The sequence below is a fragment of the Variovorax sp. YR566 genome, assembly GCF_051992195.1.
In the GTDB taxonomy this organism is placed as follows: Bacteria; Pseudomonadota; Gammaproteobacteria; order Burkholderiales; family Burkholderiaceae_C; genus Variovorax.
The window spans coordinates 3178110-3204870 of sequence record NZ_CP197092.1 but is presented as its reverse complement, the minus strand read 5'-3'; the positions used below and the strand labels follow the sequence as shown (position 1 = coordinate 3204870).

The window sequence follows — 26761 nt, the reverse complement described above, 5'->3', positions numbered from 1 at the left end:
TCCGTTTTGTTCTTCAGGGTATTCGTGTGAAAAGAAACTGGTTTTACTTGGTCAGCACGAAGCCCTTGAGCTTGCCAAACGCGCCATCGACGAGCGCCTTCTGCTGTTCCTGGTGCAGGTGCGAGTAGCCCACCGCCGGCGATGCCGAAGCGGCACGGCCGGAGTAGCCGAGCTTCTGGCCGTCCTGCATGTTTTCGTGGATGTAGTGCTGCACGAAGAACCAGGCGCCCTGGTTCTGCGGCTCGTCCTGACACCAGACCACGTCGACGAGGTTGGGGTACTTCTTGATCTCGGCGGCGAAAGCCTTGTGCGGGAACGGATAGAGCTGCTCGACGCGGATGATCGCCACGTCTTCGTCGCCACGTTCTTCGCGCTTCTTGGCCAGGTCGTAGTACACCTTGCCCGAGCAGGCGATCAGGCGCTTGACCTTCTCGGCCTTCAGGCCCTTGCTGTCGGGAATGACGGTCTGGAAGCTGCCCTTGGTGAACTCGGACAGCGGCGAGGTCGCGTCCTTGTTACGCAGCAGCGACTTCGGCGTCATGATGATCAGCGGCTTGCGCAGGTTGCGCACCATCTGGCGGCGCAGCACGTGGAAGATCTGGCTGGCCGTGGTCGGCTGCACCACCTGCATGTTGGTGTCGGCGCTCAGCTGCATGAAACGCTCCAGGCGTGCCGAGCTGTGCTCGGGGCCCTGGCCTTCGTAGCCGTGCGGCAGCATCATCGTGATGCCGTTGACGCGGCCCCACTTCACTTCGCCCGAAGCGATGAACTGGTCGATCACCACTTGCGCGCCGTTCACGAAGTCGCCGAACTGGGCTTCCCAGATGACGAGCGTGTTCGGGTCGTTCGAGGCGTAGCCGTATTCGAACGCGAGCACGGCTTCTTCCGACAGGATCGAGTCGATCACGACGAACGGAGCCTGGTTGTCGGCCACGTTCTGCAGCGGCGTGTAGGTGCCGGTGTCGAACTTCTCGCGGTTCTGGTCGTGCAGCACGGCGTGGCGGTGCGTGAACGTGCCGCGGCCCGAGTCTTCACCCGACAGGCGCACCGGGTAGCCGCTGGCCACCAGCGAGGCGAAGGCCATGTGCTCGCCCATGCCCCAGTCGACGTTGACGTCGCCGCGGCCCATGGCTGCGCGGTCGTCCAGCACCTTCTTCACGAGCGGATGCACCGTGAAGCCTTGCGGCACGGTGGTGATCTTCTCGGCCAGGCGCTTCCATTCGGTGGACGGGATGGCGGTGTCGCCGGCGTCGGTCCACTTCTTGTTGAGGTACGGGCTCCAGTCGACGGCGTACTTGCTCTTGAAGTTGGTGAGCACGGGGTCGACGGTGTTCTTGCCTTCGTCGAAGGCGGCGCGCTGCGCCTTGACCATGTCGTCGCCGAGCGTGTCGCCCAGGCCTTGAGCGGCCAGCTTGTCGGCGTACAGCTTGCGCGTGCCGGGGTGCTGGGCGATCTTCTTGTACATCAGCGGCTGCGTGAGCGAAGGCGTGTCCTGCTCGTTGTGGCCCAGCTTGCGGAAGCAGATGATGTCGACGACCACGTCCTTCTGGAACTCCATGCGGAAGTCGAGCGCGATCTGGGTGGCGAGCACCACGGCTTCGGGATCGTCGCCGTTCACGTGCAGCACCGGCGCTTCGATCATCTTGACGATGTCCGAGCAGTACAGCGTCGAGCGGCTGTCGCGCGGGTCGCTGGTGGTGAAGCCGATCTGGTTGTTGATGACGATGTGCACCGTGCCGCCGGTGGAGTAGCCACGGGTTTCGGCCAGCGCCAGCGTTTCCATCACGACGCCCTGGCCTGCGAAGGCGGCGTCGCCGTGCACGATCACGGGCAGCACCTGCTTGCCCAGCGGGTCGCCGCGGCGGTCCATGCGGGCGCGCACCGAGCCTTCGACCACGGGGTTCACGATTTCAAGGTGCGAGGGGTTGAACGCGAGGCTCAGGTGCACCGGGCCGCCGGGGGTGGTCACGTCCGAGCTGAAGCCCTGGTGGTACTTGACGTCGCCGCTGGGCAGGTCTTCGGGGGCGGTGTGGTCGAACTCGGCGAACAGGTCGGCCGGCATCTTGCCGAGCGAGTTGACCAGCACGTTCAGGCGGCCGCGGTGGGCCATGCCGATCACGATTTCCTGCACGCCCTTGACGCCGGCCTGGTTGATCAGCTCGTCCATGGCGACGATGAAGCTCTCGCCGCCTTCGAGCGAGAAGCGCTTCTGGCCGACGTACTTGGTGTGCAGGAAGCGCTCGAGGCCTTCTGCCGCGGTCAGGCGGTTGAGCACATGCTTCTTCTGCTCGGCGCTCAGCTTGGGGTTGGTGCGGGCGCTTTCGAGCCGCTGCTGCCACCAGCGCTTGTGGTTCTGGTCGGTGGTGTACATGTACTCGGCGCCCATCGTGCCGCAGTACGTTTCGCGCAAGGCGTTGAGCAGGTCGCGCAGCGACATGGTCTCCTTGCCGAAGAAGGTGTTGCTGGTGTTGAACACCGTCTCGAGGTCGGCGTCGGTGAAGCCGTAGAACGAGGGCTCGAGTTCCGGAATGGCGGGACGCTCGGCGCGCTTGAGCGGGTCGAGGTCGGCCCAGCGGGCGCCGACGTTGCGGTAGGCGGCAATCAGTTGCTGGACGGAAGTGCGCTTGCGGCCGAGTTCGGAATCGGCGCCGCTGGCCTGCACGACCTTGGTCGTGCCCTGCTTCGCGCGTTCGGCGAAAGCGTTGATGACCGGCAGGTGCGGGACATCGCGGGTGTTGGTGCCGTCGGCGGCGGGAACGTTCTGCAACGCGTCGAAATACGAACGCCAGTTGTCAGGCACGCTGCCGGGGTTGGAGAGGTAGTTCTCGTACATCTCCTCGACATAGGGCGCATTGCCGCCGAAGAGGTACGTGTTGCCTTGATAGGCGGTATACGCCGATGGCGTCGATGAATCGCTCATGATCCGCTGACCTTCGCTTCCCTGAAGGAAGCACTAGCTGGTTAAGAAACCTTCCGCGACACGGCTGAACCGATTGGCGGATGCGACTGTGGCTGGGGAAGGGCCTGAGTACCTTGGCATTGTGCCACGTCAACCATATGACGGTTCGACGGGGCTTCGCAACCCCCTGCCCTGCTCACTCAGCCCGAAGAAAGTAACTGTTTGATCTGCTGCAGCGTGGCGGGGTCGTCGATGGTGGTCAGGTCGCCGGGGTCGCGCTGCTCGCACACGGCCTGGATGGCGCGGCGCAGCAACTTGCCGCTGCGGGTCTTGGGCAGGCCGCTGACGAAGCGCACGCGGGCCGGCCGCGCCAGGGCGCCGAGCTGGTCGGCGACTACTTTCATGATCTCGCCTTCGAGCTTGAGTGCCACGTCGGCGTCAATCACGGCCTTGCCGTCCCTGGGGACCACGAAGGCCATCGCGACCTGCCCCTTCAGGGCATCGGCCACGCCGACCACCGCCACTTCGGCCACGTTGGAATGGCCCGAAATGCTTTCCTCGATCTCGCGCGTGCCAAGGCGATGGCCCGCCACGTTGATCACGTCGTCGGTGCGGCCAAGAATGTAGAAATAGCCATCCTCGTCGCGAATGCCCCAGTCGAAGGTCGAATAAACCATCTTGCCGGGCACGCTTTTCCAGTACGTATTGACGAAGCGCACATCGTCCTTCCACACGGTCTGCATGAAGCCCGGCGGGGTCGGCCCCTCGACCACGACCACGCCCTTCTCGTTCGCGCCGGTCAGCTCTTCGCCCGTCGACTCGTGCAGGATCTTGATGCTGTAGCCGTACATCGGCACGCCCGGGCTGCCGAACTTGCTGGCCTTGGCCTCCACCCCGTTGGCGATCGTGATCATCGGCCAGCCCGATTCGGTCTGCCAGTAGTTGTCGATGATCGGCACGCCCAGGCCTTCGCTGATCCAGCGGGCGGTCGGCTCGTCGAGCGGCTCGCCGGCCAGGAACAGCGCGCGCAGTGTCGACAGGTCGTATTTTTTCAGCAGTGCCGGATCCTGCTTCTTGAGCACGCGCACGGCCGTGGGCGCGCTGAACATCACCGTGACCTTGTACTTCTCGACAAGGCGCCACCAGATGCCGCCATCGGGCTGCCGGTCGATGCCCTGCGTGGGCAGGCCCTCGTACATGATCGTCGCCATACCGGCGATCAGCGGGCCGTAGACGATGTAGCTATGGCCCACCACCCAGCCGATGTCGCTGGTGGAGAAGTAGGTTTCCCCGGGCCGGCCATCGAAGATGTGCTTCATGCTCGCAGCCAGCGCGACCGCATAGCCGCCCACGTCGCGCTGCACGCCCTTGGGCTTGCCGGTCGTGCCGCTCGTGTAGATGGTGTAGCTGATGTCGGTCGAGGCGAGCCACGTGCAAGGCACCTTGGCATCGATGTGCTTCTGCCGCAGTTCGGCGGCGAGATGGTCACAACCCGCCGTCAGTTTCATCGGCGCGAGACCGCGGTCGGTCAGCAGCACCGCCGCAGGCTTGTGCTTCGACAGCCGGATCGCCTCGTCGAGCAGCGGCTTGTATGCGATGACCTTGCCGCCGCGCGAGCCGGCATCGGCGCTCACGATCACCTTGGGCTCGGCGTCTTCGATGCGCGTGGCCAGCGAGCCACTCGCGAAGCCGCCGAACACCACGCAGTGGATCGCGCCGATGCGCGCGCAGGCCAGCATGGCAAAGGCGGCTTCCGGAATCATCGGCATGTAGATGAGCACGCGGTCGCCCTTGCCCACACCCAGCTCGACAAGGCTGGCGGCAGTGCGCTGCACCTCGGCGTGCAGCTCAGTGAAGCTGTAGCTCTTCTCGACGCCGGTTTCGGTGGAAACGAAGATCAGCGCGGGCTGGTCGCCTCGTGCCGCCAGATGACGGTCGATGGCGTTGTGGCAAAGATTGGTCGTGCCGCCCACGAACCAGCGCGCGAACGGCGGCTGGCTGGCGTCGAGGATCTGTTGCGCGGGCGCCTGCCAGTCGATCAGCTTCGCCTGCTCGGCCCAGAAGGCCTCGGGCGCATTGACGGATTGGCGATAGAACTCTTCGTAGCGGCTCATCTTGATTTGTCTCCTGTTATTCGTTCTGTTCCGGCGGCAGCGCCAAAACTGAATTCATAATTATGGAGACCGATCTTGCAGCAAGCTGACGGCCGGAACAATCCGGCCGAGCCCTGCCGCGCAGGCTGCAGGGCCTGCGGTCCGATTACCGGACGAGAGAAAGCAATTCAGGAAATGCGGGGTGCTCCGCCGTGCGCAGCCACTCGAAGCCGACCATCTCGGTCGTCACGAGCTCGGCGCCGGCGCCGGCCAGCCGGTCGAAGGCGGCGTCACGGTTGCGCTCGGTGCGCGAACTGCAGGCATCAGTAACGACCCAGACTTCGAATTCGTCTTCCAGCAGGTCGAGCGCGGTCTGCAGCAGGCAGACATGGGCTTCGCAGCCGGCGATCACGATGCTGTTGCGCTCCTCGGCCGCGGCAGCGGGCTTCTGCAGATGCTTGGGCAGGCTGCGTGCGTTGCCCTGCGGCGCCTTGGCCGGCACGCGCAGCCACTCGCCCAGGCCCTCTTCCACGCCGCTGAAGTGCATCTTCGACAGAGTGCGCTGGCACAGCGCGCGAATGTCGGGCAGGTTTTCGCCCAGGCTGGAGGGGTTGTGCTCGGTGCCGAACACCGGCACCTGGAACAGCCGCGCCATCTTGCCGAGCCGCACTGCGTTCTGCGCGACCGCCTCCCCCTCGAAGATCGCCGGCATCAGCCGCGCCTGGTAGTCGACCAGAACGAGTTGGGATTGCGAGGCGTCGAGCAGCATGAACAGTTTCTTTCAGGTATCGGTTGAATTGGGCTGAACCGTACCACCGAAAAGACCGGCTTGGCGCGGGCCGCCATCGACGCGTTGCACGAGTTGCGCCACGTAGGCTTTGAACAGCGCATCGGCCGACTGCCTGAACATGCGGATGCGCCCGGTGTGCTGCATCAGCAGCAGGCCGACGCCGTGCGCGAACAGCGAAGTATTTTCCCGCAGGGCGTTGTCCGCATCGAGCCCCATCGCCTGCAGCGCTTCTTCGCACGGGCGCAAGGCCTGGTAGAGGTGGTCGTTCAGTTCGTGGTCTAGCTCGCTGGTCAGGCCGCGCGGGCGCATGCCCTGCACCAGATAGAAGCCCAGGTCGAGTTCGCGCGGGTTCGCGGCATAGAAATCGAACCACGCCTGGGCCTTGGCGGCGAGCGTCTGGTCGGGGCTGTCCGGCGCCACGGGGGCATCGGCCACCGCCGCCTGCAAGCGCTGGATCGACTCGCCGAGCAAGGCCGCGTAGATCGCCTCCTTGCTCTCGAAGTACGAATAGATCGCGCCCGGCGTGTAGCCGGCCTTGCGGGCAATTTCGCGAATGCTCGCGCCTTCGATGCCGGCCTCCAGGAAGACCGCGCGAGCGGCGTCGAGCACGAGCGTACGGCGGGCGTCGGTGAGCGCCTGGCGGCGTTGGAGCTTGGCGTGCATGGGCGGGACTATAGCCCCTGGATTGATCGCCGCTCCATTTTTTTAATCGTTGATTGAAAAATTGAACGGTGTTTAAATTTAGGCCAAAACCAGGAGACAAGCACGATGAACGCCCCGCTCCCCAGCGCCACCCTCATGTCCGGCACCGACTACCGCGAGTCGCTGCGCCGCTACAGCCCCAACGTCTTCGTCGATGGCCGCCGCGTCGACAGCGTGGCCGACGAACCGGCGTTCCAGCCCGGCATCAATGCCATCGCCCTCACCTACGACTACGCCCTGAAGAAGGAATACGAGCCACTGATGACCGCCGTGCAGCACACCAGCGGCAAGCGAGTCAACCGGCTGTCCCACATCAACACGGGCGCTGGCGACCTGCTCAACAAGCTCGAAGCCGTGCGGCTGGTCTGCCAGGAAACAGGCTGCGCCCAGCGCTACCTGACGCACGATGCGCTCAACGCCATCGCCCAGGTGTCGGCCCGCATCGACGACGCCCGCGGCAGCACCGAGCACACCGCCCGCTTCCACGACTACCTGCACCGCGTGCAGGACCAGGACCTGACGCTGGGCGTTGCCATGACCGACGCCAAGGGCGACCGCAGCCGCCGGCCGCACGAGCAGGCCAACGTCGACAGCTACCTGCACGTGGTGGAGCGCAACGCACGCGGCATCGTCATCTCGGGCACCAAGGCCATCGTGACTGGCGCGCCCTATGTGCACGAACTGTTGGTCATGCCCTGCCGCAACATGGGCAGGGAGGATGCCGATTTCGCCGCCTGCTGCGCCGTGCCGCTGGACGCGCCCGGCCTCACCATCGTCGCCCGGCCAGCCGGCCGGCCCGGTGAAAAGCTCGAGCACGGCGATGCGCTTTTCAGCCGCAAGTACGGTCAGAGCACCGGCGTGTGCATGTTCGACAGGGTCTTCGTGCCGTGGGAGCGCGTGTTCTACGCCGGCGAATGGGAGCACTCCGGCCACCTGACCTACAGCTACGCCACGCACCACCGCCACAGCTGCATCGGCGCCCGCGCCGGCTTCGGCGACCTGCTGATCGGCGCCGGCGCACTGATGTGCGAGGCCAACGGCTTCGACCCGGGCAAGGAAAGCCACCTGCGCGAGCAGATGGTCGAGCTCATCACCATCACCGAGAGTTTCTTCGCCTGCGGCGTGGCGGCCAGCGTCTACGGCAAGGCCGACGAGCACTGCGAAGTCTTCATGCCCGACCCGGTATTCAGCAACATCGGCAAGCTGCTGCTGGCCACGAAGATCTACGACATGCACCGCATCGCACACTACGTGAGCGGCGGCCTGATCGTCACCCTCCCCGGCCCCGACGAAGACCACAACCCCGAGACCGCCGCCCGCCTTTCGGACGTGCTGCGGGCCAACCCGGCCATTCCCTACGAACAGCGCATCGAAACGGCCCGCTTCATCGAAGACCTGACGGCTGGCTACCAGGGCGGCTGGTACAGCGTGATCAGCCTGCACGGCGGCGGTTCGCCCGCAGCGATGAAGCAGGAAATCTGGCGCAACTACCCTGTCGGCTCCAAGGTCGAACTGGTCGAACGCATCCTCGAACGCGGCATCGCGGCCGACGGCTCGCCCGCCGCCGCGCCGCACGACCCGGGCCGTGCCATCACCCGCAACCGCCAGCCCGGCAAATGCTGCGACACCGGCTGCACCACGCCCGGGCAACCCGTGATGGTCGATCTGCCGGCATCGCGGCGCGCCTAGACTCAGGCGGATGAAGATCTTCTCGAAGCGGCTGTGCCTCGCAGCGCTGGGCGTGGGTGCCGCGCTGCTCGTCGTGGCCTGCGGCGGCGTGCGCAAGGCCACGGTGCCGATGGCGACCTCGCTCGAAAAAAGCAGCTGCTCGCGCAGCGATGTCGACACGCTGCTGGTGATGCTTCCCGGCGCGTACTCGACGCCTGACGAGTTCGAGCGCGAAGGCTTCGTCCGCGCCGTCCGCGACAACCGCATCGCGGCGGACGTGATGCTGGTCGACGCGCATCTCGGCTACTACAACAACAAGACCATCCTCGATCGCTTGAGCGCCGACGTGATGGCGCCGGCGCGCAACCAAGGCTACAAGCACATCTGGTTCGTCGGAATTTCCCTCGGCGGCTTCGGCGGAATGCTCTATGCGCAGACGCGCCCGGGCGAGCTTGCGGGGCTGGTGACGCTCGCGCCCTACCTCGGCGAGCGCACGCTTGGCACCGATATCGCCAATGCCGGCGGCCTTGCCAAGTGGAACGGACCGCTTGTCGATCCGGCCGAGAGCCCTCCACGCACGCCCAACGAAACACAGCTCTGGCAATGGCTGCGCGGCTATACGGGATTCACGAACACGGCGGGCGCCCGGCCGCCGCTCTATCTCGGCTATGGCGTCGACGACCGCTTTGCCTTCAGCAACCGCTTGCTTGCGGAAGTGCTGCCGGCCGAACGCGCATTCACGACCGAGGGCGGCCACGACTGGCCCGAATGGACTCGCCTCTGGCGCCGCATGCTGCCGACCTTGCCGCTGCCGGGCTGCCCCGGCTGAACGCGCCGCGCTTCAATTCGGCCGCAGGCGCAGCAGCTTGCCATCCGCCTCGTCGGTCAGCACGTAGAGCAATCCGTCGGGCCCCTGCTTCACGTCGCGAATGCGGGCACGGCCCTCGGCCAGCAGCTTGTGCTCGGCCACTACCTTGCCGCCCTTCAATTCGATGCGGTCGAGGTAGCCGAACTTGAGCGAACCCACGAACAGATTGCCCTTCCAGCCCGCGCCATAGCGGTCACTGGTCAGAAACGCCATGCCGGACGGTGCGATCGACGGCACCCAGTAGTGCAGCGGCTGCTCCATGCCGTCTTTGGCGGTGATGCCGTCGCCGATCTTGCCGCCGCCGTAGTTCTCGCCGTAGGTGATCACGGGCCAGCCGTAGTTGCGGCCGGCCTGCGGGATATTGATTTCGTCGCCGCCTTGCGGGCCGTGCTCGGTCATCCAGAGGCGGCCATCGGGCGCGAGCGTGGCGCCCTGCCCGTTGCGGTGGCCGTAGCTCCAGATCTCTGGCAATGCACCCGCCTTGCCGACGAAGGGGTTGTCCTTGGGCACCGCGCCGTCCTTGCCGATGCGCACGATCTTGCCAAGGTGGTTGTCGAGCTTCTGCGCATCTTCCTTGCGGCTGAAACGGTCGCCGAGCGTGAGGAACAGAGTGCCGTCGCGCGCCTCGACGATGCGGCAGCCGAAGTGATTGCGGCTCGCCACCTTGGGCTGCTGGCTGAAGATGATCTTCAGGTCTTCGAGCTTCGTGCCGTCGGCCGACAGATTGGCGCGGGCCAGCGCCGTGCTGTTAGTTGAGCCGCCCGCGTCGGGTTCGGAGAAGCAGAAGTACAGCGTGCGGTTTTTCTCGAAGCCCGAGTCGGCCAGCACGTCGAGCAAACCGCCCTGGCCGCCCGCCGCGATAGGAGGCAAACCTGCGATGGGTGCGCCGATTTTCCCGTCGGCACCGATCAGTCGCAGACGGCCCGGCCGCTCCGTCACCACGAATCGACCGCCCGACAGAAAGGCGACGCCCCAAGGGTTTTCCAGGCCCGTAGCCACCGTTTCGGGGCGCATCTGCGCCATCGCATTGACACAAAAACCCAGCGCGGCAACCGCCGCAAAGCGGCAGACAAGAGAAAAGGACGGCTGAATCTGCAAGTTCATGACTTTTCCGGGTAGTTGCGGCGATCTTGGCGAGAAATAGCGACCGAATCCAGCCTAACCGCCTGTTCACCCGAAGTCCGAGGGCCCATTCGCGGTCAACCACTTATGGGCAATAAACGTTCACCGTTACATTTTTTCTTCGGTCGGATCAAAATTTTTCATGTAAATCAATGACTTACAAGTGCATTCGCTAATTCTGATTAAATTGACATAACCGCGCGTCATCAATATCCTACGCGCCATGCGTTTTTTCGTCCTACCCGCGTCCCTCCTATTTGCCGTCGCTGTTCATGCGGCCCCCCAACAGGAAAAAACCGATGACGAGTTGGCACGAATGCTCGCCGACAAAGGCATCATCGGACAGCTCAAGCAGGTTCGCCAAACCGTCACGGAGCGCACCTCCGACCTGGTGGTGACCGCCATCGGTTTCTTGGGCGTCCCCTATCGCCGCGGCGGCAACACCGCCGAATCGGGTTTCGATTGCAGCGGCTTCGTCCGTGCCATGTACAACCAGACGGTCGGCCACATGCTCCCTCGCCGCGCCGAAGAGCAAGCCGCCGCCACCGAGAAGATCGATGCCAGCCAGCTCAAGCCCGGCGACCTCGTGTTCTTCAACACCATGCGCCGCGCCTTCAGCCATGTCGGCATCTATGTCGGTGAAGGCAAGTTCATCCACTCGCCCCGCTCCGGCGCCCAGGTTCGCGTGGAAGACATGAACGGCAGCTACTGGCAACGCCGCTTCGACGGCGCCCGCCGCGTGCTCGGCGGCCCGACGGATGAAGTGAAGGCTGCGGCCGTCGCCAATACCGGCAACTGAGCCTCCCCCCGAATTCAGAACGAAAAAAATCCCGCCTCGGCGGGATTTTTCATGGGCGCTCGATCAGCAGCGCCCTTCTGTCTTGTCAGCTCTTCTTCGCAGGCGGCAGGTCGGTACAGGTACCGTGCGCCACTTCCGCCGCCATGCCAATGCTTTCGCCCAGCGTCGGATGCGGGTGGATGGTCTTGCCGATGTCGATCTCGTCCGCGCCCATCTCGATGGCCAGCGCGATCTCTCCGATCATGTCGCCGGCATGCGTGCCGACGATGCCGCCGCCAAGGATGCGATGCGTCTCGGCGTCGAACAGCAGCTTGGTGAAGCCTTCGTCACGGCCGTTGGCAATGGCGCGGCCCGAAGCAGTCCACGGGAAGTGGCCCTTCTTGACCTTGATGCCTTCGGCCTTCGCCTGGTCTTCGGTGAGGCCCACCCACGCCACCTCGGGGTCGGTGTAGGCCACGCTCGGGATCACTCGGGCGTTGAAGGCGGCGCTGGAGAGCTCCTTGTCGCCCTTCTGCTCGCCGGCAATGACTTCAGCCGCCACGTGCGCCTCATGCACCGCCTTGTGCGCCAGCATGGGCTGGCCCACGATGTCGCCGATGGCGAAGATGTGGGGCACGTTGGTACGCATCTGGATGTCGACCGGAATGAAGCCGCGGTCGCTCACGGCTACGCCGGCCTTCTCGGCACCGATCTTCTTGCCGTTGGGGCTGCGGCCCACGGCCTGCAGCACCAGGTCGTACACCTGCGGCTCCTTCGGCGCCTGCTCGCCCTCGAAGGTGACCTTGATGCCCTCCTTCGTGGCTTCGGCGCCGACCGTCTTGGTCTTGAGCATGATGTTGTCGAAACGCGGCGCGTTCATCTTCTGCCAGACCTTCACGAGGTCGCGGTCGGCGCCCTGCATGAGGCCGTCGAGCATTTCGACCACGTCCAGGCGCGCGCCCAGCGTGGAATACACCGTGCCCATTTCGAGGCCGATGATGCCGCCGCCCAGCACCAGCATGCGCTTGGGGTCGGTGCCCATCTCGAGCGCGCCGGTCGAGTCGACCACGCGCGGGTCTTTCGGCATGAAGGGCAGGCTCACCGACTGCGAACCGGCCGCAATGATCGCGTTGCGGAACTTGACGGTCTGCTTGCTGCCCGTGGTGTCCCAGCTGGTGCCGGAGGTTTCCTCGACCTCGATGTGGTACGGGTCGATGAAGTTGCCGACGCCGCGCAGCACCGTCACCTTGCGCATCTTGGCCATGGCCGTGAGGCCGCCGGTGAGCTTGCCCACCACCTTGTTCTTGTGGCCGAGCAGCTTGGCGCGGTCGACCGTGGGCGCGGCAAAGCTCACACCGAGATCGGCGAAGTGCTTGACCTCGTCCATGACGGAAGCCACGTGCAGCAGCGCCTTCGACGGGATGCAACCGACGTTCAGGCACACGCCGCCGAGAGTGGCGTAGCGCTCGATCAGCACGACCTTCAAGCCGAGGTCGGCTGCGCGGAAAGCGGCCGAATAGCCCCCGGGGCCGGCGCCGAGCACGATCACGTCGCACTCGACGTCGACCTTGCCGCCGTAGGTGGATGCCACGGGTGCCGATACCGGAGCCGGCGCAGCCGTCTTCGGTGCCGGGACTGCAGCCGCTGGCGCAGGCGCCGCCGCTGCGGGCGCGGACGCCGCGGCGCCGCTCACCTCCAGCGTCAGCACGACCGAGCCTTCCTTGACCTTGTCGCCCACCTTCACGGCCAGCGCCTTCACCACGCCGGCAGCGGACGACGGAATCTCCATCGAGGCCTTGTCCGATTCGACCGTGATCAGCGACTGCTCGGCCTTGACCGTGTCTCCGACATTGACCAGCACCTCGATCACCGCGACTTCGTCGAAGTCGCCGATATCGGGCACCTTGATTTGTTGTTCGCTCATTTGGACACTTTCAGTTTGAGTGTGAGAACGTCGACCGGTGGGGCCGAATTGCGATCGAATTCGCAGGCGGCGGCAATGCCTGCCTCCGCCACGTCGCGCGAGCTGCGCGACTTGATGTCATAGGCCGCGTGCATGGCGCCGAGTGCGAAGCTGCGTCCCGAGCCGATGGCCCAGAACTCCTTGAACTCGAACACCTCGCGGTAGCTGTAGATGCCGTAGATGCCGCTCTGGTTGGCCATCAGCATCGTGAACTGGCTCGACTCGTAGGGCTCGTGCTCGTCTTCCTTGGTCTGCATGAAGAACGTGTCCTTCAGCACCGGATGCAGCATCGTGAAGGTGCGGAAGATCTCGTGCTTGCTGCCGAACAGCAGTTTCTCGCGCTCCTGCGCGGCCAGCGCGTGCTGCAGCACCAGGAAGTGCGCGGCGGCGCCGGCCATCGCGAACAGGCTGGTGCCCGCCGCGTCCTCGACGGTGAAGATCTTCTGGTTGGCTTCGGCGCGGTGCGAAAGCCGCGTGTCGCCGAAGGTCACCAGAGAATCGGCTGCCATCGTGACCTGGCCGCCTTTGCGGACGGCCACTACGGTGGTCATAGCAGGATTCGACGGTAGTCCGCGAGCACCTGGCCCAGGTAGGCGTTGAAACGCGCAGCCAGGGCGCCGTCGATCACGCGGTGGTCGTACGACAGCGACAGCGGCAGCGTGAGACGCGGCACGAACTGCTTGCCGTCCCACACCGGCTTCATCTGGCCCTTGGAGAGGCCGAGGATGGCCACTTCAGGAGCGTTGATGATGGGCGTGAAGTGCGTGCCGCCGATGCCGCCGAGCGAGCTGATCGAGAAGCAGCCGCCTTGCATGTCGGCCGAGCCGAGCTTGCCGTCGCGCGCCTTCTTGGCGAGTTCGCCCATCTCGGCGCTGATCTGCAGGATGCCCTTCTTGTCGGCATCTTTCAGCACCGGCACCACGAGCCCGTTGGGCGTGTCGGCCGCAAAGCCGATGTGGAAGTACTGCTTGTAGACCAGCTGGTCGCCGTCGAGGCTGGCGTTGAAGTCGGGGAACTTCTTCAGCGCCGAAACCACCGCCTTGATCACGAAGGCCAGCATCGTGACCTTGACGCCCGACTTCTCGTTCTCCTTGTTGGTGGAAACGCGGAAGGCTTCGAGCTCGGTGATGTCGGCTTCGTCGTTGTTGGTGACGTGCGGAATCATCACCCAGTTGCGGTGCAGGTTCGCGCCGCTGAGCTTCTTGATGCGCGACAGGTCCTTGCGCTCGACCGCGCCGAACTTGGTGAAGTCGACCTTCGGCCATGGGATCAGGCCCAGCGCCGCGCCATCAGCGCCGCCACCTGCCGGCGCCTTGGCCGCCGAGGCCTTGGTGCTGGCCTGGCCACTCATCACGGCCTTGGTGAAGCTCTGGACGTCTTCCTGCGTGATGCGGCCCTTGGGACCGGAGCCCTTGACCTCTTCGAGCGGCACGCCGAGTTCGCGGGCGAACTTGCGCACCGAGGGCGAGGCGTGCGGCAGGCTGGCGCTGGGCGCGACCGTCGGCTGATGGGCCGGGGCGGCTGCAGCAGGCGCCGATGCGGCGGCCGCCGGTGCAGGCGCGCTGGCAGTTGCGGTTGCCGGTGCGGCGGCTGCAGCCTGTGCAGGCGCCGGGGCTGCAGCACCCGCAGCACCTTCAAGCACGGCGATCAGGTCACCGATGTTGACCGTGTCGCCGACCTTGACCTTGAGTTCCTTGAGCACGCCGGCAGCCGACGACGGAATCTCCATCGAGGCCTTGTCCGACTCCACCGTGATCAGCGACTGTTCGACCTTGATCGCGTCGCCCGGCTTCACGAGCACTTCAATGACGGCGACGTCCTTGAAATCGCCGATGTCCGGCACCTTGATCTCGACCGGACCCGAGGCTGCCGGAGCGGCAACAGGAGGCGGCGCGGGCGCCGCAGCGGCCGGCGCGGCGGCTGCGGGAGCCGCTGCAGGCGCAGGGGCCGGCGCTGCAGCAGCACCCGCTCCCTCGGCCTCGAGCACGAGCACCACCGAGCCCTCTTTCACCTTGCTGCCGACTTCGACCTTCAGTTCCTTGACCACACCGGCCGTGGACGACGGGATTTCCATCGACGCCTTGTCCGATTCGACCGTGATGAGCGACTGTTCGGCCTTGACCGTGTCGCCCACCTTCACGAGCACCTCGATCACCGCGACTTCATCGAAATCGCCGATGTCCGGCACCTTCACTTCCACTGCTGCCATATCGTTGTCTCCCGCCGTAAGGCGCCGTTCGTTCGTTGGTTGTTGATGTTCAAGCGTAAAGCGGGTTGACCTTGTCGACATTGATGCCGTACTTCTTGATCGCTTCCACCACCTTGGCAACCGGCACGGTGCCATCTTCGCTCAGCGCCTTGAGCGCGGCCACCACGATGTAGTGGCGGTTGATCTCGAAGTGCTCGCGCAGCTTGTTGCGGAAGTCGCTTCGGCCGAAGCCGTCGGTGCCGAGCACCTTGTAGGTGCGGCCCTTCGGGATGAAGGGGCGGATCTGCTCGGCATAAGCCTTCATGTAGTCGGTCGATGCGACCACCGGGCCGGTCGAGGCCCCGAGCTGCTCGGCCACGAAGGGCACGCGCGGCGTCTGGTCCGGGTGCAGCAGGTTCCAGCGGTCGGCGTCCTGGCCGTCGCGGGTGAGTTCGTTGAAGCTCGGGCAGCTCCACACGGAAGCCGACACGCCCCAGTCCTTTTCGAGCAGCTCTTGCGCAGCGAAGCTTTCGCGCAGGATGGTGCCGCTGCCCAGCAGTTGCACCGTGGGTGCCTTGGCCTTGAGCGCGGGCCCCTGCTTCGACAGGTACATGCCCTTGATGATCTGCTCTTCGGTACCGGGCTGCAGGCCGGGCATCGCGTAGTTCTCGTTGAGCAGCGTCAGGTAGTAGTAGACGTTGTCCTGCTTCTCGACCATGCGCTTGAGGCCATGGTGCAGGATGACGCCGACTTCGTGCGCGAAGGTCGGGTCGTAGCTCACGCAGTTCGGGATGGTGTTGGCCAGAATGTGGCTGTGACCGTCTTCGTGCTGCAGGCCTTCGCCGTTCAGCGTGGTGCGCCCCGAGGTGCCGCCGAGCAGGAAGCCGCGCGCCTGCATGTCGCCGGCCGCCCAGGCCAGGTCGCCGATGCGCTGGAAGCCGAACATCGAGTAGTACACGTAGAACGGCACCATGATGCGGTTGTTCGTGCTGTACGACGTGGCCGCCGCGATCCAGCTCGACATGCCGCCGGCTTCGTTGATGCCTTCCTGCAGGATCTGCCCGCCCTTGTCTTCCTTGTAGTACATGACCTGGTCTTTATCGACCGGGGTGTACTGCTGACCGTGCGGGTTGTAGATGCCGATCTGGCGGAACAGGCCTTCCATGCCGAAGGTGCGCGCCTCGTCCACGAGGATCGGCACCACGCGCGGGCCGAGCGCCTTGTCGCGCAGCAGTTGCGTGAGGAAGCGCACATAGGCCTGAGTGGTCGAGATCTCGCGGCCCTCGGCCGTGGGCTCCATCACCGCCTTGAAGGTGTCGAGCGACGGCACCGTGAAGCTCTCGTCGGCCTTGACACGGCGGTGCGGCAGGTAGCCGCCCAGGGCCTTGCGGCGCTCGTGCAGGTAACGCATTTCCGGCGTGTCGTCAGCCGGCTTGTAGAACGGCAGCTCGGCAATCTGGCTGTCTGGAATCGGGATGTTGAAGCGGTCGCGGAAGGCCTTGATGTCCTCGTCGCTGAGCTTCTTGGTCTGGTGGACCGTGTTCTTGCCCTCGCCGATCTTGCCCATGCCGAAGCCCTTGACGGTCTTGACGAGCAGCACCGTGGGCTGGCCCGTGTGGTTCTGGGCGGCGTGGAAGGCGGCAAACACCTTCTGCGAGTCGTGGCCGCCGCGCTGGAGGTTCCAGACCTCGTCGTCGGTCAGGTGCTCGACCATCTTCAGCGTGCGCGGGTCGCGGCCGAAGAAGTTCTTGCGGACGTAGGCGCCGTCGTTGGCCTTGAACGACTGGTAGTCGCCGTCGTTGCACTCCATCATGATCTTGCGCAGCGCGCCGTCATGGTCCTTCTCGAGCAGGGCGTCCCAGCCCTTGCCCCAGATCAGCTTGACGACGTTCCAGTTGGCACCGCGGAACTCGCCTTCGAGCTCCTGGATGATCTTGCCGTTGCCGCGCACCGGGCCGTCGAGGCGCTGCAGGTTGCAGTTGATGACGAAGATCAGGTTGTCGAGGTTCTCGCGTGCCGCGAGGCCGATGGCGCCCAGCGATTCGACCTCGTCCATTTCACCGTCGCCGCAGAACACCCACACCTTGCGGTTCTCGGTGTTGGCGATGCCGCGTGCGTGCAGGTACTTGAGGAAGCGCGCCTGGTAGATCGCCATCAGCGGGCCCAGGCCCATCGACACGGTGGGGAACTGCCAGAACTCCGGCATCAGCTTGGGGTGCGGGTAGCTCGACAGGCCCTTGCCGTCCACTTCCTGGCGGAAGTTGAGCAGTTGCTCTTCGGACAGGCGGCCTTCGAGGTAGGCGCGGGCATAGATGCCGGGCGAAACGTGGCCCTGGATGTAGAGCAGGTCGCCGCCGTGGTTTTCGCTCTCGGCGTGCCAGAAGTGGTTGAAACCGGCGCCGAACATGCTCGCCAGCGACGCGAAGGAGCCGATGTGGCCGCCCAGGTCGCCCCCTTCGGCCGGATGGTGGCGGTTGGCCTTGACCACCATGGCCATGGCGTTCCAGCGCATGTAGGCGCGCAGGCGCTGTTCGATCTCGAGATTGCCGGGGCTGCGAGCCTCCTGCGAAGGCTCGATGGTGTTGACATAGCCGGTGTTGGCCGAGAACGGCATGTCGACCGTGTTCTGGCGGGCATGCTCGAGCAGCTGCTCGAGAAGGAAGTGGGCCCGCTCCGGACCCTCGCTCTGGATGACGGAGGACAGTGCATCCATCCATTCACGGGTTTCCTGGGCGTCCGCATCGTTTGCGGCCGAGCCGAACAGGTTCTCGGGATTTGCCGACATGCTTGTCTCTCCTTTTAGGGCTGTGGCGGTAATTTAGTGCGCTATGGGATCAGCGCGGCGGAGTTTCTCATAGAAACATTGGGATTTCAAATAGTGCATGGCGATTTCTTAATGTGATATTTATGACAATGCACCGATCGGGACGGCAACCATCCCGCAACCGCTACCGAGCTCATCCCACGGCAGCCCACATCGCTTCCGAGAGGGGCTTCACCTAAACTCGGGTGATGCCTCTTTCCTCCCCGCTGGCCGTTGCCCGCAGTGCCTCACCCCTGTCCTGGTGGCGCAGGTGGTGGCGCCGGCAGACGCCGGTGCTGCAGGACGCGGTCGCCATGCTCGCGCCGATGGCGGCTGTGCTGTTGTTTCTTGCCGCCATCGTTTCCGCCTTCTGGTACCTGCGCACTGAAGAAGTCGAGCGCGAGCAGGAGTCGGTACGCCGCGACGTCGAATACGCCCAGCAACGCATGCGGCTGCGGCTGCTGGAGCGGCAAGAGCAATTGATGCGCATCGCGCGCGATGCCTCTAACCGCGAGATCGACCCGGTCGAATTCACCAGCCGCGCCGAGTCCCTGGTGAGCCAGTTCCCCGAACTGCAGACCATCACCTGGATCGACGACCGCCGCCGCTTCAAGGCCGGCTATGCGGCGCCCAGCGTGCACCCGGCGCAGCAGCACCTGATCGGCGATGTGCTGCGCCCCGGCGACATCGAGAGCAACTACGCGCTGGCGCGCGAACTGCGCCAGCCGGTGTATTCGCAACCCGTGGCCGGAGGCGATCCAGCGGCGATGCTGCAGTTGCACATTCCCCTTTTCGACCAGGGCCTGTTCGCAGGCGTGGTGCTGGGCGAGTTCTCGGTCGACGGGCTGCTGCGCTATGGCATGCCGTCGGAGGTCCAGGCGCGCTACGCGGTATCGCTGCTCGACGCCAAGGGCCATGTAATTGCCGGCAACACCACCAACCTGAAAGACAGCGGCACGCGCCTGCTGCCCTGGAGCGAGCGAACCAACGAGTACGAAGTGCCGGTGTCGCCCGTGGGCAACGCGCTGGTGCTGCGGGCGCAGGCCTACCGCACCTCGCAGGGCGTGGTCGGCAACGGCCTGTTCTGGCTGGTCTGCGCTCTCAGCGTGCTCACGAGCTGGATGCTGATCGGCACCTGGCGCCACACGCGGCGACGGCTCCAGGCACAGCAGCGGCTGGTGGCCGAGACCAATTTCCGCCGGGCAATGGAAAACTCCATGCTCACGGGTATGCGCGTGCTCGATCTGCAAGGGCGCATCACTTACGTGAACGCTGCCTTCTGCGCCATGACGGGCTGGAGCGAGGAAGAACTGGTCGGCCAGACGCCGCCCTTTCCCTACTGGCTCGAGTCCGACCGCGAGGTGATGAACGAGCGGCTTGAAGAAGAGCTGCACGGCCGCGCCCTCCCCGGCGGCTTCCAGGTGCGCGTAAAGCGCAAGAACGGCAGCGTGTTCAACGCGCGGCTGTACGTGTCACCACTGATCGACGCGCGCGGCCACCAGACCGGCTGGATGACGTCGATGACCGACATCACCGAGCCCACGCGCATCCGCGAGCAGTTGTCGGCCTCCTACGAGCGCTTCACCACCGTGCTGGAAGCGCTCGACGCAGCGGTGTCGGTCGCCCCCATCGGCAGCGAGGAACTGCTGTTCGCCAACAAGCTGTATCGCCTGTGGTTCGGCTCGGACACCGTGGGGCACCTGGGCATGGTCGCGCAAGCAGGCGTGCCCGCATCCAATGCACACGACGAAGGCCTCGACGACGTGGACCCGTATGCCGGCCTGCCCATCGACACGCTCACCGCCGCGCAGACTGCCAACAACGAAATCTTCGTGCCCCACCTCGGCAAGTGGCTCGAAGTGCGTTCGCGCTACCTGACCTGGGTCGACGGCCGCCTGGCTCAGCTCGTCATCGCCACCGACATCACGCCGCGCCGCGACGCCGAAGAGCAGGCCGCCGCGCAGGCCGACAAGGCCCAGGCCGCAAGCCGCCTCATCACGATGGGCGAAATGGCGTCGAGCGTGGCGCACGAGCTCAACCAGCCGCTGACCGCCATCACCAACTACTGCAACGGGATGATGTCGCGCATCAAGGGCCAGTCGATCGACACCGAGGCCCTGCTCGCCGCGCTCGAAAAGACCTCGAAGCAGGCGCAGCGCGCGGGCCAGATCATCCAGCGCATCCGCTCCTTCGTGAAGCGCAGCGAACCCAACCGCACGCCGGCCGACGTGGCCACCATGGTGAGCGAGGCGGTCGAACTCGCCGGCATCGAGCTTCGTCGGCGCAACGTACGCCTGAACCACTACGTGGCCGCGCGGCTGCCGGTGGTGCGCGTCGACCCGATCCTCATCGAGCAGGTGATGGTCAACCTGCTGAAGAACGCCGCCGAATCCATCGACATCGCCGACCGCCCGCTGGCACGCCGCAGCGTCGAGCTGCGGGTGCTGCCCAAGGTGATCGAGGGCCACAACGCCATCGAATTCTCGGTGCAGGACACGGGCAAGGGCCTGGCTCCCGAAGTGATGGACCGGCTCTACGAAGCCTTCTTCTCGACCAAGCCCGAAGGCATGGGCATCGGGCTGAATCTGTGCCGCACCATCGTCGAGTCGCACCGCGGCCGGATGCAGGCGGAGAACATCTACAATGGCCCGGATGTGATCGGATGCCGCTTTTCCTTCTGGATTCCGGTGTTGGACGCTATCAGTTCCGTAGCTAGCGACGAGGCAAAGGTACCTGCATGAGTTTGATTCCGAAGAAGGGCACGGTCTATGTCGTCGACGACGACGAAGCCGTACGCGATTCGCTGCAATGGCTGCTCGAAGGCAAGGACTACAGAGTCCGCTGTTTCGATTCCGCCGAATCCTTTCTCTCCCGATACGACCCGCGCGAAGTCGCCTGTTTGATCGTCGACATCCGCATGGCCGGCATGACCGGCCTCGAATTGCAGGATCGGCTGATCGAACGGCGCTCCCCGCTGCCGATCGTGGTCATCACCGGCCACGGCGACGTGCCGATGGCGGTCGACAGCATGAAGAAAGGCGCGATGGATTTCATCCAGAAGCCCTTCAACGACGAAGAGCTGGTCACGCTGGTCGAGCGTATGCTCGAACACGCACGCGGCGCCTTCACGCAGCACCAGCAGTCGGCCAGCCGCGACGCGCTGCTGTCCAAGCTCACGGGCCGCGAGGCGCAGGTGCTCGAACGCATCGTCGCCGGCCGCCTGAACAAGCAGATCGCCGACGACCTGGGCATCAGCATCAAGACGGTCGAGGCGCACCGCGCCAACATCATGGAAAAGCTCAACGCCAACACCGTGGCCGATCTGCTCAAGATCGCCCTGGGACAGGCGGCGCCCGCTGCCAAGGCCTAGAAGCTATCCGGCAGATAGCGACGAATGAATCCCACGCCTGCGCAAGCGGGCGTTTTTACTTGGAAAATCGAAATCGATGACCGCCCAACTGATCGACGGCAACGCCCTCGCCAAAACCATTCGCGCCGAAGTTGCCGGCCGCACCGCCGCACTCAAGGCCCGTGGCGTGAACCCGGCCCTTTCAATCATCCTCGTGGGCGAAGACCCGGCCAGCCAGGTCTATACGAAGCACAAGGTCAACGACAGCGCCCAGACCGGCCTGGAAGCCACGCTCGAAACCTACCCCGCCGACATGAGCGAGGCCGATCTGCTGGCCCGCATCCGCACCCTCAACGACGACCCGAAGGTACACGGCATCCTGGTCCAGTTGCCGCTGCCCAGGCACATGGACAGCCAGAAGGTCATCGAGACGATCTCGCCCGCAAAGGACGTCGACGGCTTTCACGTTGCCAGCGCCGGTGCGCTGATGACCGGCGCCCCAGGCTTCTGGCCCTGCACACCGCACGGCTGCATGAAGATGCTCGAATCCATCGGCTACGACCTGCGCGGCAAGCACGCCGTGGTCATCGGCCGCAGCAACATCGTCGGCAAGCCGATGGCCATGATGCTGCTCGCCAAGAGCGCCACCGTGACCATCTGCCACAGCGCCACGCAAGACCTGGGCGCCATCACGCGCCAGGCCGACGTGATCGTCGCGGCGGTGGGCAAGCTCAATCTCCTGACCGCCGACATGGTGAAGCCGGGCGCGGTCGTCATCGACGTGGGCATGAACCGCAAGGAAGACGGCAAGCTGGCCGGCGACGTCGATTTCGACGGCGTGAAGGAAGTGGCCGGCTGGATCACGCCCGTGCCCGGTGGCGTCGGCCCCATGACGCGCGCCATGCTTCTGGCAAACACCCTTGAAGCGGCCGAACGCGCCGCCAAGTAACTTTCATGGCCATGACGAACAATCCTCTCCTCGATTTCAACGATCTCCCGCTGTTCGATCGCATCAAGCCCGAGCACGTCGCGCCCGCCGTCGACGCGCTGCTGGCCGATGCCGAGACCGCGCTGCAGACCGTGACGGCGCCCGGCTTTCCCGCTGACTGGAATGCGATCTCGAAGGTGCTCGACGTGGCCTCCGAACGCTTCAGCCGCGCCTGGAGCGCCGTCGGCCACCTCAACGCAGTGGCCGACACGCCCGAGTTGCGCGCCGCCTACAACGAGGCCATGCCGCGCGTGACCGCCTTCTGGACCCGGCTGGGCTCCGACGAGCAGCTGTACGCCAAGTACAAGGCCATCGACGTCGCCACGCTCAACGCAGAGCAGCGCCAGGCGCATCGCAATGCCGTGCGCAACTTCGTGCTGGGCGGTGCCGAGCTGCAGGGCGACGCCAAGAAGCGCTTCGCCGAGATCCAGGAGCGCCAGGCCGAGCTGAGCCAGAAGTTCAGCGAAAACGCACTCGACGCAACCGATGCCTTCGCCTACTACGCCGCGCTCGGCGAACTCGAAGGCGTGCCCGAAGACGTGGTGAGCGCCGCGCGCGCCGCCGCAGAGGCCGATGGCAAGGAAGGCTACAAGCTCACACTCAAGATGCCGTGCTACCTGCCGGTGATGCAGTTCGCCAAGAGCAGCGCGCTGCGCGAGAAGCTCTACCGCGCCTACGTCACCCGCGCCAGCGAGTTCGGCGACGCCGCCTTCGACAACACCGCGCTCATCACCGAAATCCTCGCGCTGCGCGAGGAAGAAGCGAAGCTGCTGGGCTACAGGAACTACGGCGAACTCTCGGTCGTGCCGAAGATGGCCGAGTCGCCCGAGCAGGTCGTCAAGTTCCTGCGCGATCTCGCAATCAAGGCCAAGCCCTATGGCGAGCGCGACCTGGCCGACCTGCGGGTCTTCGCCTCGGAGCAGTTGAGCATCACCGACCCCCAGCCCTGGGACTGGAGCTACATCGGCGAGAAGCTCAAGGAAGCGCGCTACGCCTTCAGCGAGCAGGAGGTGAAGCAGTACTTCCCCGCGCCGAAGGTCATGGCCGGGCTGTTCAAGATCGTCGAGACGCTGTTCGAGGTGTCGATCCGCCGCGACTCGGCGCCTACTTGGCACCCGAGCGTCGAGTTCTACCGCATCGAACGCGCCGGTCAGAAGGTCGGCCAGTTCTATCTCGACCCCTCGGCCCGCGCCGCCAAGCGCGGTGGTGCCTGGATGGACGACGTGCGCGCCCGCTGGCTGCGCCCCGACAACGGTGCGCTGCAAACCCCCATCGCGCAACTGGTGTGCAACTTTGCCAGCGGCGTCGACGGCAAGCCGCCGCTGCTCACGCATGACGACGTGACCACCCTCTTCCACGAGTTCGGCCACGGCCTGCACCACATGCTCACTCAGGTGAACGAGCGCGACGTCTCGGGCATCAGCGGCGTCGAGTGGGATGCAGTCGAGCTGCCGAGCCAGTTCATGGAAAACTTCTGCTGGGAGTGGGATGTGCTCAAGCACATGACCGCCCACGTCGACACCGGCGAACCGCTGCCCCGCGCGCTGTTCGACAAGATGACCGCTGCCAAGAACTTCCAGAGCGGCCTGCAGACGCTGCGCCAGATCGAGTTCTCGCTGTTCGACATGCTGCTGCACACCGAGTACCACGCGGCCGCCGCCAAGACCGGCGACGTGATGGCGCTGCTCGGCAAGGTGCGCGCCGAGGTGGCCGTGATGCCCTCGCCGCCGTTCAGCCGCACGCCGAATACTTTCAGCCACATCTTCTCGGGCGGCTACGCAGCCGGCTACTACAGTTACAAGTGGGCCGAGGTGCTGAGCGCCGACGCCTACGCGGCCTTCGAGGAAACCGTGGGTGCCGACGGCGAGCCGAACATCGAAACCGGCCGCAAGTACCGCCAGGCCATCCTGGAGGCCGGCGGCAGCCGCAGCGCCATGGATTCGTTCAAGGCTTTCCGTGGTCGCGAACCCCAGCTTGATGCGCTGCTGCGACACCAGGGCATGGCGGAGCCTCAGCCTGCTTGATGCGGCGCTGAAGCTTGCGATACTCGGGCGATGCATCCGATTTACAAATTCTCACTGCATCGCCTGACCGGCCTGGCCCTGGTGCTCGTCGCCACGGGCGCCATGGCGCAACAGGTCTATCGCCAGGTCGACAAGAATGGCAAGGTCACGTTCTCGGACCGCGCCCCCACGGCCAGCACCGAGCCGGCCTCGGCCTCGCAAGGCGGCTCCACCACGCCGGCAAATGCGGGCCTGCCCTACGAGCTGCGGCAAGTGGCTCAGCGCTACCCCGTCACGCTGTACAGCAGCGACGAATGCGGGCCGTGCAGCACGGCTCGCTCGCTGCTCATTACGCGGGGCATTCCGTTCGAGGAACGCACCGTCAAGAGCAACGAGGAAATCGAGGCGCTGCAGCGCCTGAGCAGCCAGAGCTCGCTGCCATTGCTGACCATCGGGTCGCAGCAGCTCAAGGGCTTCTCGGATGTCGAGTGGTCGCAGTACCTCGACGCGGCCGGCTACCCCAAGAGCAACAGCCTGCCCGCCGGTTACCGCAACGGCCCCGCGCGACCGCTGATCGCGCAGCAGGCAGCACCCGCACCCCGTGCCGCCGCAGCACCGGCCGCACAGCCGGCGCCGCCGCCCCCCGCATCGAGCGAGCCGAGCCCGAGCAACCCCGCCGGCATCAAGTTCTGAGCCAGGCCGCTCGCGCGGCCTTTCATTCCTAGGCGCCGAACTGCAGCGTCTTCACGCCAGTCGAGGTGCCCAGCAGGCACACGTCGGCCTTCTGGTGCGCGAAGACGCCGACCGTCACCACGCCCGGCCACTGGCTCACTTCGGACTCGAAAGCCAGCGGATCGGTGATTCGAAGGCCCGTCACGTCGACGATGTGCTGGCCGTTGTCCGTGACCAGCGGCAGGCCGTCTTTCTCGCGCACCTGGGCGATGCCACCCATGCTGGCGAACTGGCGCATCACGCGGCGCGCGGCCATCGGAATCACTTCCACCGGCAGCGGAAAGGCGCCCAGCACCTCTACCAGCTTGGATGCGTCGGCAATGCAGACGAACTTGCGCGACTGGGCCGCGACGATCTTCTCGCGCGTGAGTGCAGCACCGCCGCCCTTCACCATGAAACCGCGGTGGTCGATTTCGTCCGCGCCGTCGATGTAGACCGCCAGCTCTTCCACCTCGTTGCTGTCGAACACCGGAATGCCGAGGGCGCGCAGTCGCTCGGTCGAGGCGACCGAGCTGGAGACGGCGCCCTTGATCTCGTCCTTGATGGTGGCCAGCGCATCGATGAACTTGTTCACCGTCGAGCCAGTGCCGACGCCGACGATCTCGCCCTTGACCACATAGGCCAGCGCGGCAAGGCCGACCTGGGCCTTGAGTTCGTCCTGAGAAAGAGGGGTTGGGGAGGCGGGTGCGGTCATCGCGGAGAATCCTTGGCTCATTGAAGCCCCGAATTATCCGATGCCCCTGCTGATGCCCTCCTCGCTCTACGGCCTGGCCCGCCCTTTCCTGTTCGGTTTCGACCCCGAGCATGCCCACGAAATCACGCTGGATGGGCTTGCTCGCACCCAGAACACGCCGCTGGCCTGCGCTTACTCGGCGCCCCGCGTCGACGACCCCGTCCAGCTCGCCGGGCTGACCTTTCCGAACCGCGTGGGCCTGGCGGCCGGGCTCGACAAAAACGCCCGCTGCATCGACGCCTTTGCCGCCATGGGCTTCGGCTTCGTCGAGGTCGGCACGGTGACGCCGAAGGCCCAGCCGGGCAATCCCAAGCCGCGCATGTTCCGCCTGCCGCAGCGCGACGCGCTGATCAACCGGCTAGGCTTCAACAACGAAGGGCTCGACGCCTTCCTGGCCAACGTGCAGAAGGCGCGCTTTCGCAAGGGCGGCGGCGGTGCGAAGCAGCCGATGCTGCTGGGCCTCAACATCGGCAAGAACGCCGCCACGCCGATCGAGCGCGCGGTGGACGACTATCTGATCTGCCTCGACGGCGTGTACCCGCATGCCGACTATGTGACGATCAACATCTCGAGCCCCAACACAGCCAACCTGCGCACGCTGCAAAGCGACGAAGCGCTCGATGCGCTGCTCGGCGCGGTGGCCGAACGGCGCGAGGCTCTGGCAGCACGCCACAACAAGCGCTCGCCGCTGTTCGTGAAGATCGCGCCCGATCTCGACGAAGCCCAGGTGGCAGTCATCGCCGCCACGCTGAAGCGCCACGGCATGGACGGCGTGATCGCCACCAACACCACGCTTGCGCGTGATGCCGTCAAAGGCCTGCCGCATGCCGAAGAAGCGGGTGGACTGTCGGGTGCACCGGTGCGCGAGGCAAGCAACCGCGTGATCGCCCAATTGCGCGCGGCGCTGGGCTCGGGCTTTCCGATCATCGGGGTGGGCGGCATCCTCAGTGGCGCGGATGCCAAGGCCAAGATCGCCGCGGGTGCGGACGTGGTGCAGATCTACACCGGCCTGATCTACCGCGGACCGGCGCTGGTCCGCGAAGCAGCCCAGGCGCTGCTGCGCGATCGCAGCAAGGCCTGAG

The 26761-nt window shown here is 65.4% G+C and carries 19 protein-coding genes; 9 read left to right on the top strand and 10 right to left on the bottom strand.

The window, feature by feature from the left end:
* Positions 1 to 43: 43 nt before the first annotated feature.
* The 4 genes from ACTG4X_RS14830 to ACTG4X_RS14815 form a co-directional block, all read right to left on the bottom strand.
* Positions 44 to 2920 (bottom strand): 2-oxoglutarate dehydrogenase E1 component, encoded by a 2877-nt coding sequence (locus ACTG4X_RS14830; RefSeq protein WP_093052255.1) that lies wholly within the window; start codon positions 2918 to 2920, stop codon positions 44 to 46.
* Positions 2921 to 3099: 179 nt separating this feature from the next.
* Positions 3100 to 5013: a propionate--CoA ligase gene (locus ACTG4X_RS14825; RefSeq protein WP_440534168.1), complete on the bottom strand. Its 1914-nt coding sequence runs from the start codon at positions 5011 to 5013 to the stop codon at positions 3100 to 3102.
* Positions 5014 to 5158: 145 nt separating this feature from the next.
* The gene (locus ACTG4X_RS14820; protein WP_093052261.1) at positions 5159 to 5761 is read right to left on the bottom strand and encodes an isochorismatase family protein; all 603 of its coding nucleotides are present in this window, start codon (positions 5759 to 5761) and stop codon (positions 5159 to 5161) included.
* A 12-nt stretch (positions 5762 to 5773) separates the two neighbouring features.
* Positions 5774 to 6445, bottom strand: a complete 672-nt coding sequence (locus tag ACTG4X_RS14815) for a TetR/AcrR family transcriptional regulator (RefSeq protein WP_440534167.1) — start codon at positions 6443 to 6445, stop codon at positions 5774 to 5776.
* 105 nt (positions 6446 to 6550) lie between these two features.
* Here ACTG4X_RS14815 and ACTG4X_RS14810 point away from each other — a divergent pair, with 105 nt between their 5' ends.
* Together ACTG4X_RS14810 and ACTG4X_RS14805 are read left to right on the top strand one after the other, a co-directional pair.
* A complete protein-coding gene (locus ACTG4X_RS14810; protein ID WP_440534166.1) occupies positions 6551 to 8173 on the top strand; it encodes a 4-hydroxyphenylacetate 3-hydroxylase family protein in 1623 nt (540 codons plus the stop codon).
* A 10-nt stretch (positions 8174 to 8183) separates the two neighbouring features.
* Positions 8184 to 8981: an alpha/beta hydrolase gene (locus ACTG4X_RS14805; protein ID WP_440534165.1), complete on the top strand. Its 798-nt coding sequence runs from the start codon at positions 8184 to 8186 to the stop codon at positions 8979 to 8981.
* A 12-nt stretch (positions 8982 to 8993) separates the two neighbouring features.
* Here the strand turns inward: ACTG4X_RS14805 and ACTG4X_RS14800 are convergent, their stop codons facing one another.
* On the bottom strand, positions 8994 to 10124 hold the full coding sequence (locus ACTG4X_RS14800) for a PQQ-dependent sugar dehydrogenase (RefSeq protein WP_440534164.1): 1131 nt from the start codon (positions 10122 to 10124) through the stop codon (positions 8994 to 8996).
* Positions 10125 to 10365: 241 nt separating this feature from the next.
* On the opposite strand from ACTG4X_RS14800, the gene ACTG4X_RS14795 reads away from it, so the two are divergent.
* Positions 10366 to 10941, top strand: coding sequence for a C40 family peptidase (locus ACTG4X_RS14795; protein ID WP_093052277.1), 576 nt, complete (start codon positions 10366 to 10368; stop codon positions 10939 to 10941).
* Positions 10942 to 11026: 85 nt separating this feature from the next.
* Here ACTG4X_RS14795 and lpdA read toward each other — a convergent pair whose 3' ends face one another.
* The 4 genes from lpdA to aceE are packed head-to-tail and all read right to left on the bottom strand — an operon-like array spanning position 11027 to position 17856.
* The gene (lpdA, locus tag ACTG4X_RS14790) at positions 11027 to 12844 is read right to left on the bottom strand and encodes a dihydrolipoyl dehydrogenase (protein ID WP_440534163.1); all 1818 of its coding nucleotides are present in this window, start codon (positions 12842 to 12844) and stop codon (positions 11027 to 11029) included.
* Positions 12841 to 13434, bottom strand: a complete 594-nt coding sequence (locus ACTG4X_RS14785; RefSeq protein WP_093052283.1) for an MFS transporter — start codon at positions 13432 to 13434, stop codon at positions 12841 to 12843. The genes lpdA and ACTG4X_RS14785 overlap by 4 nt, the downstream gene beginning before the upstream one ends.
* Entirely contained in the window at positions 13431 to 15092 is a 1662-nt protein-coding gene (gene aceF, locus ACTG4X_RS14780) for a dihydrolipoyllysine-residue acetyltransferase (protein ID WP_440534162.1), read from the bottom strand. The genes ACTG4X_RS14785 and aceF overlap by 4 nt, the downstream gene beginning before the upstream one ends.
* A gap of 49 nt (positions 15093 to 15141) precedes the next feature.
* Positions 15142 to 17856 (bottom strand): pyruvate dehydrogenase (acetyl-transferring), homodimeric type, encoded by a 2715-nt coding sequence (gene aceE / locus ACTG4X_RS14775; protein ID WP_093052289.1) that lies wholly within the window; start codon positions 17854 to 17856, stop codon positions 15142 to 15144.
* A 227-nt stretch (positions 17857 to 18083) separates the two neighbouring features.
* Here aceE and ACTG4X_RS14770 point away from each other — a divergent pair, with 227 nt between their 5' ends.
* The 5 genes from ACTG4X_RS14770 to ACTG4X_RS14750 all read left to right on the top strand — a co-directional run bounded on the left by ACTG4X_RS14770 (position 18084) and on the right by ACTG4X_RS14750 (position 24907).
* On the top strand, positions 18084 to 20615 hold the full coding sequence (locus tag ACTG4X_RS14770) for a PAS domain-containing sensor histidine kinase (protein WP_093052292.1): 2532 nt from the start codon (positions 18084 to 18086) through the stop codon (positions 20613 to 20615).
* Complete coding sequence (locus ACTG4X_RS14765) at positions 20612 to 21244, top strand: response regulator transcription factor (protein ID WP_012747279.1); 633 nt, start codon at positions 20612 to 20614, stop codon at positions 21242 to 21244. The genes ACTG4X_RS14770 and ACTG4X_RS14765 overlap by 4 nt, the downstream gene beginning before the upstream one ends.
* Positions 21245 to 21320: 76 nt before the next feature.
* Complete coding sequence (gene folD / locus ACTG4X_RS14760; protein WP_093176627.1) at positions 21321 to 22172, top strand: bifunctional methylenetetrahydrofolate dehydrogenase/methenyltetrahydrofolate cyclohydrolase FolD; 852 nt, start codon at positions 21321 to 21323, stop codon at positions 22170 to 22172.
* 5 nt (positions 22173 to 22177) lie between these two features.
* On the top strand, positions 22178 to 24235 hold the full coding sequence (locus tag ACTG4X_RS14755) for a M3 family metallopeptidase (RefSeq protein WP_426392612.1): 2058 nt from the start codon (positions 22178 to 22180) through the stop codon (positions 24233 to 24235).
* Between the two features lie 30 nt (positions 24236 to 24265).
* A complete protein-coding gene (locus ACTG4X_RS14750) occupies positions 24266 to 24907 on the top strand; it encodes a glutaredoxin family protein (protein WP_093176624.1) in 642 nt (213 codons plus the stop codon).
* A gap of 28 nt (positions 24908 to 24935) precedes the next feature.
* Here ACTG4X_RS14750 and rpiA read toward each other — a convergent pair whose 3' ends face one another.
* The gene (gene rpiA / locus ACTG4X_RS14745; RefSeq protein WP_093176623.1) at positions 24936 to 25640 is read right to left on the bottom strand and encodes a ribose-5-phosphate isomerase RpiA; all 705 of its coding nucleotides are present in this window, start codon (positions 25638 to 25640) and stop codon (positions 24936 to 24938) included.
* 40 nt (positions 25641 to 25680) lie between these two features.
* Here rpiA and ACTG4X_RS14740 point away from each other — a divergent pair, with 40 nt between their 5' ends.
* Entirely contained in the window at positions 25681 to 26760 is a 1080-nt protein-coding gene (locus tag ACTG4X_RS14740; protein WP_426392608.1) for a quinone-dependent dihydroorotate dehydrogenase, read from the top strand.
* Position 26761: the final 1 nt, after the last annotated feature.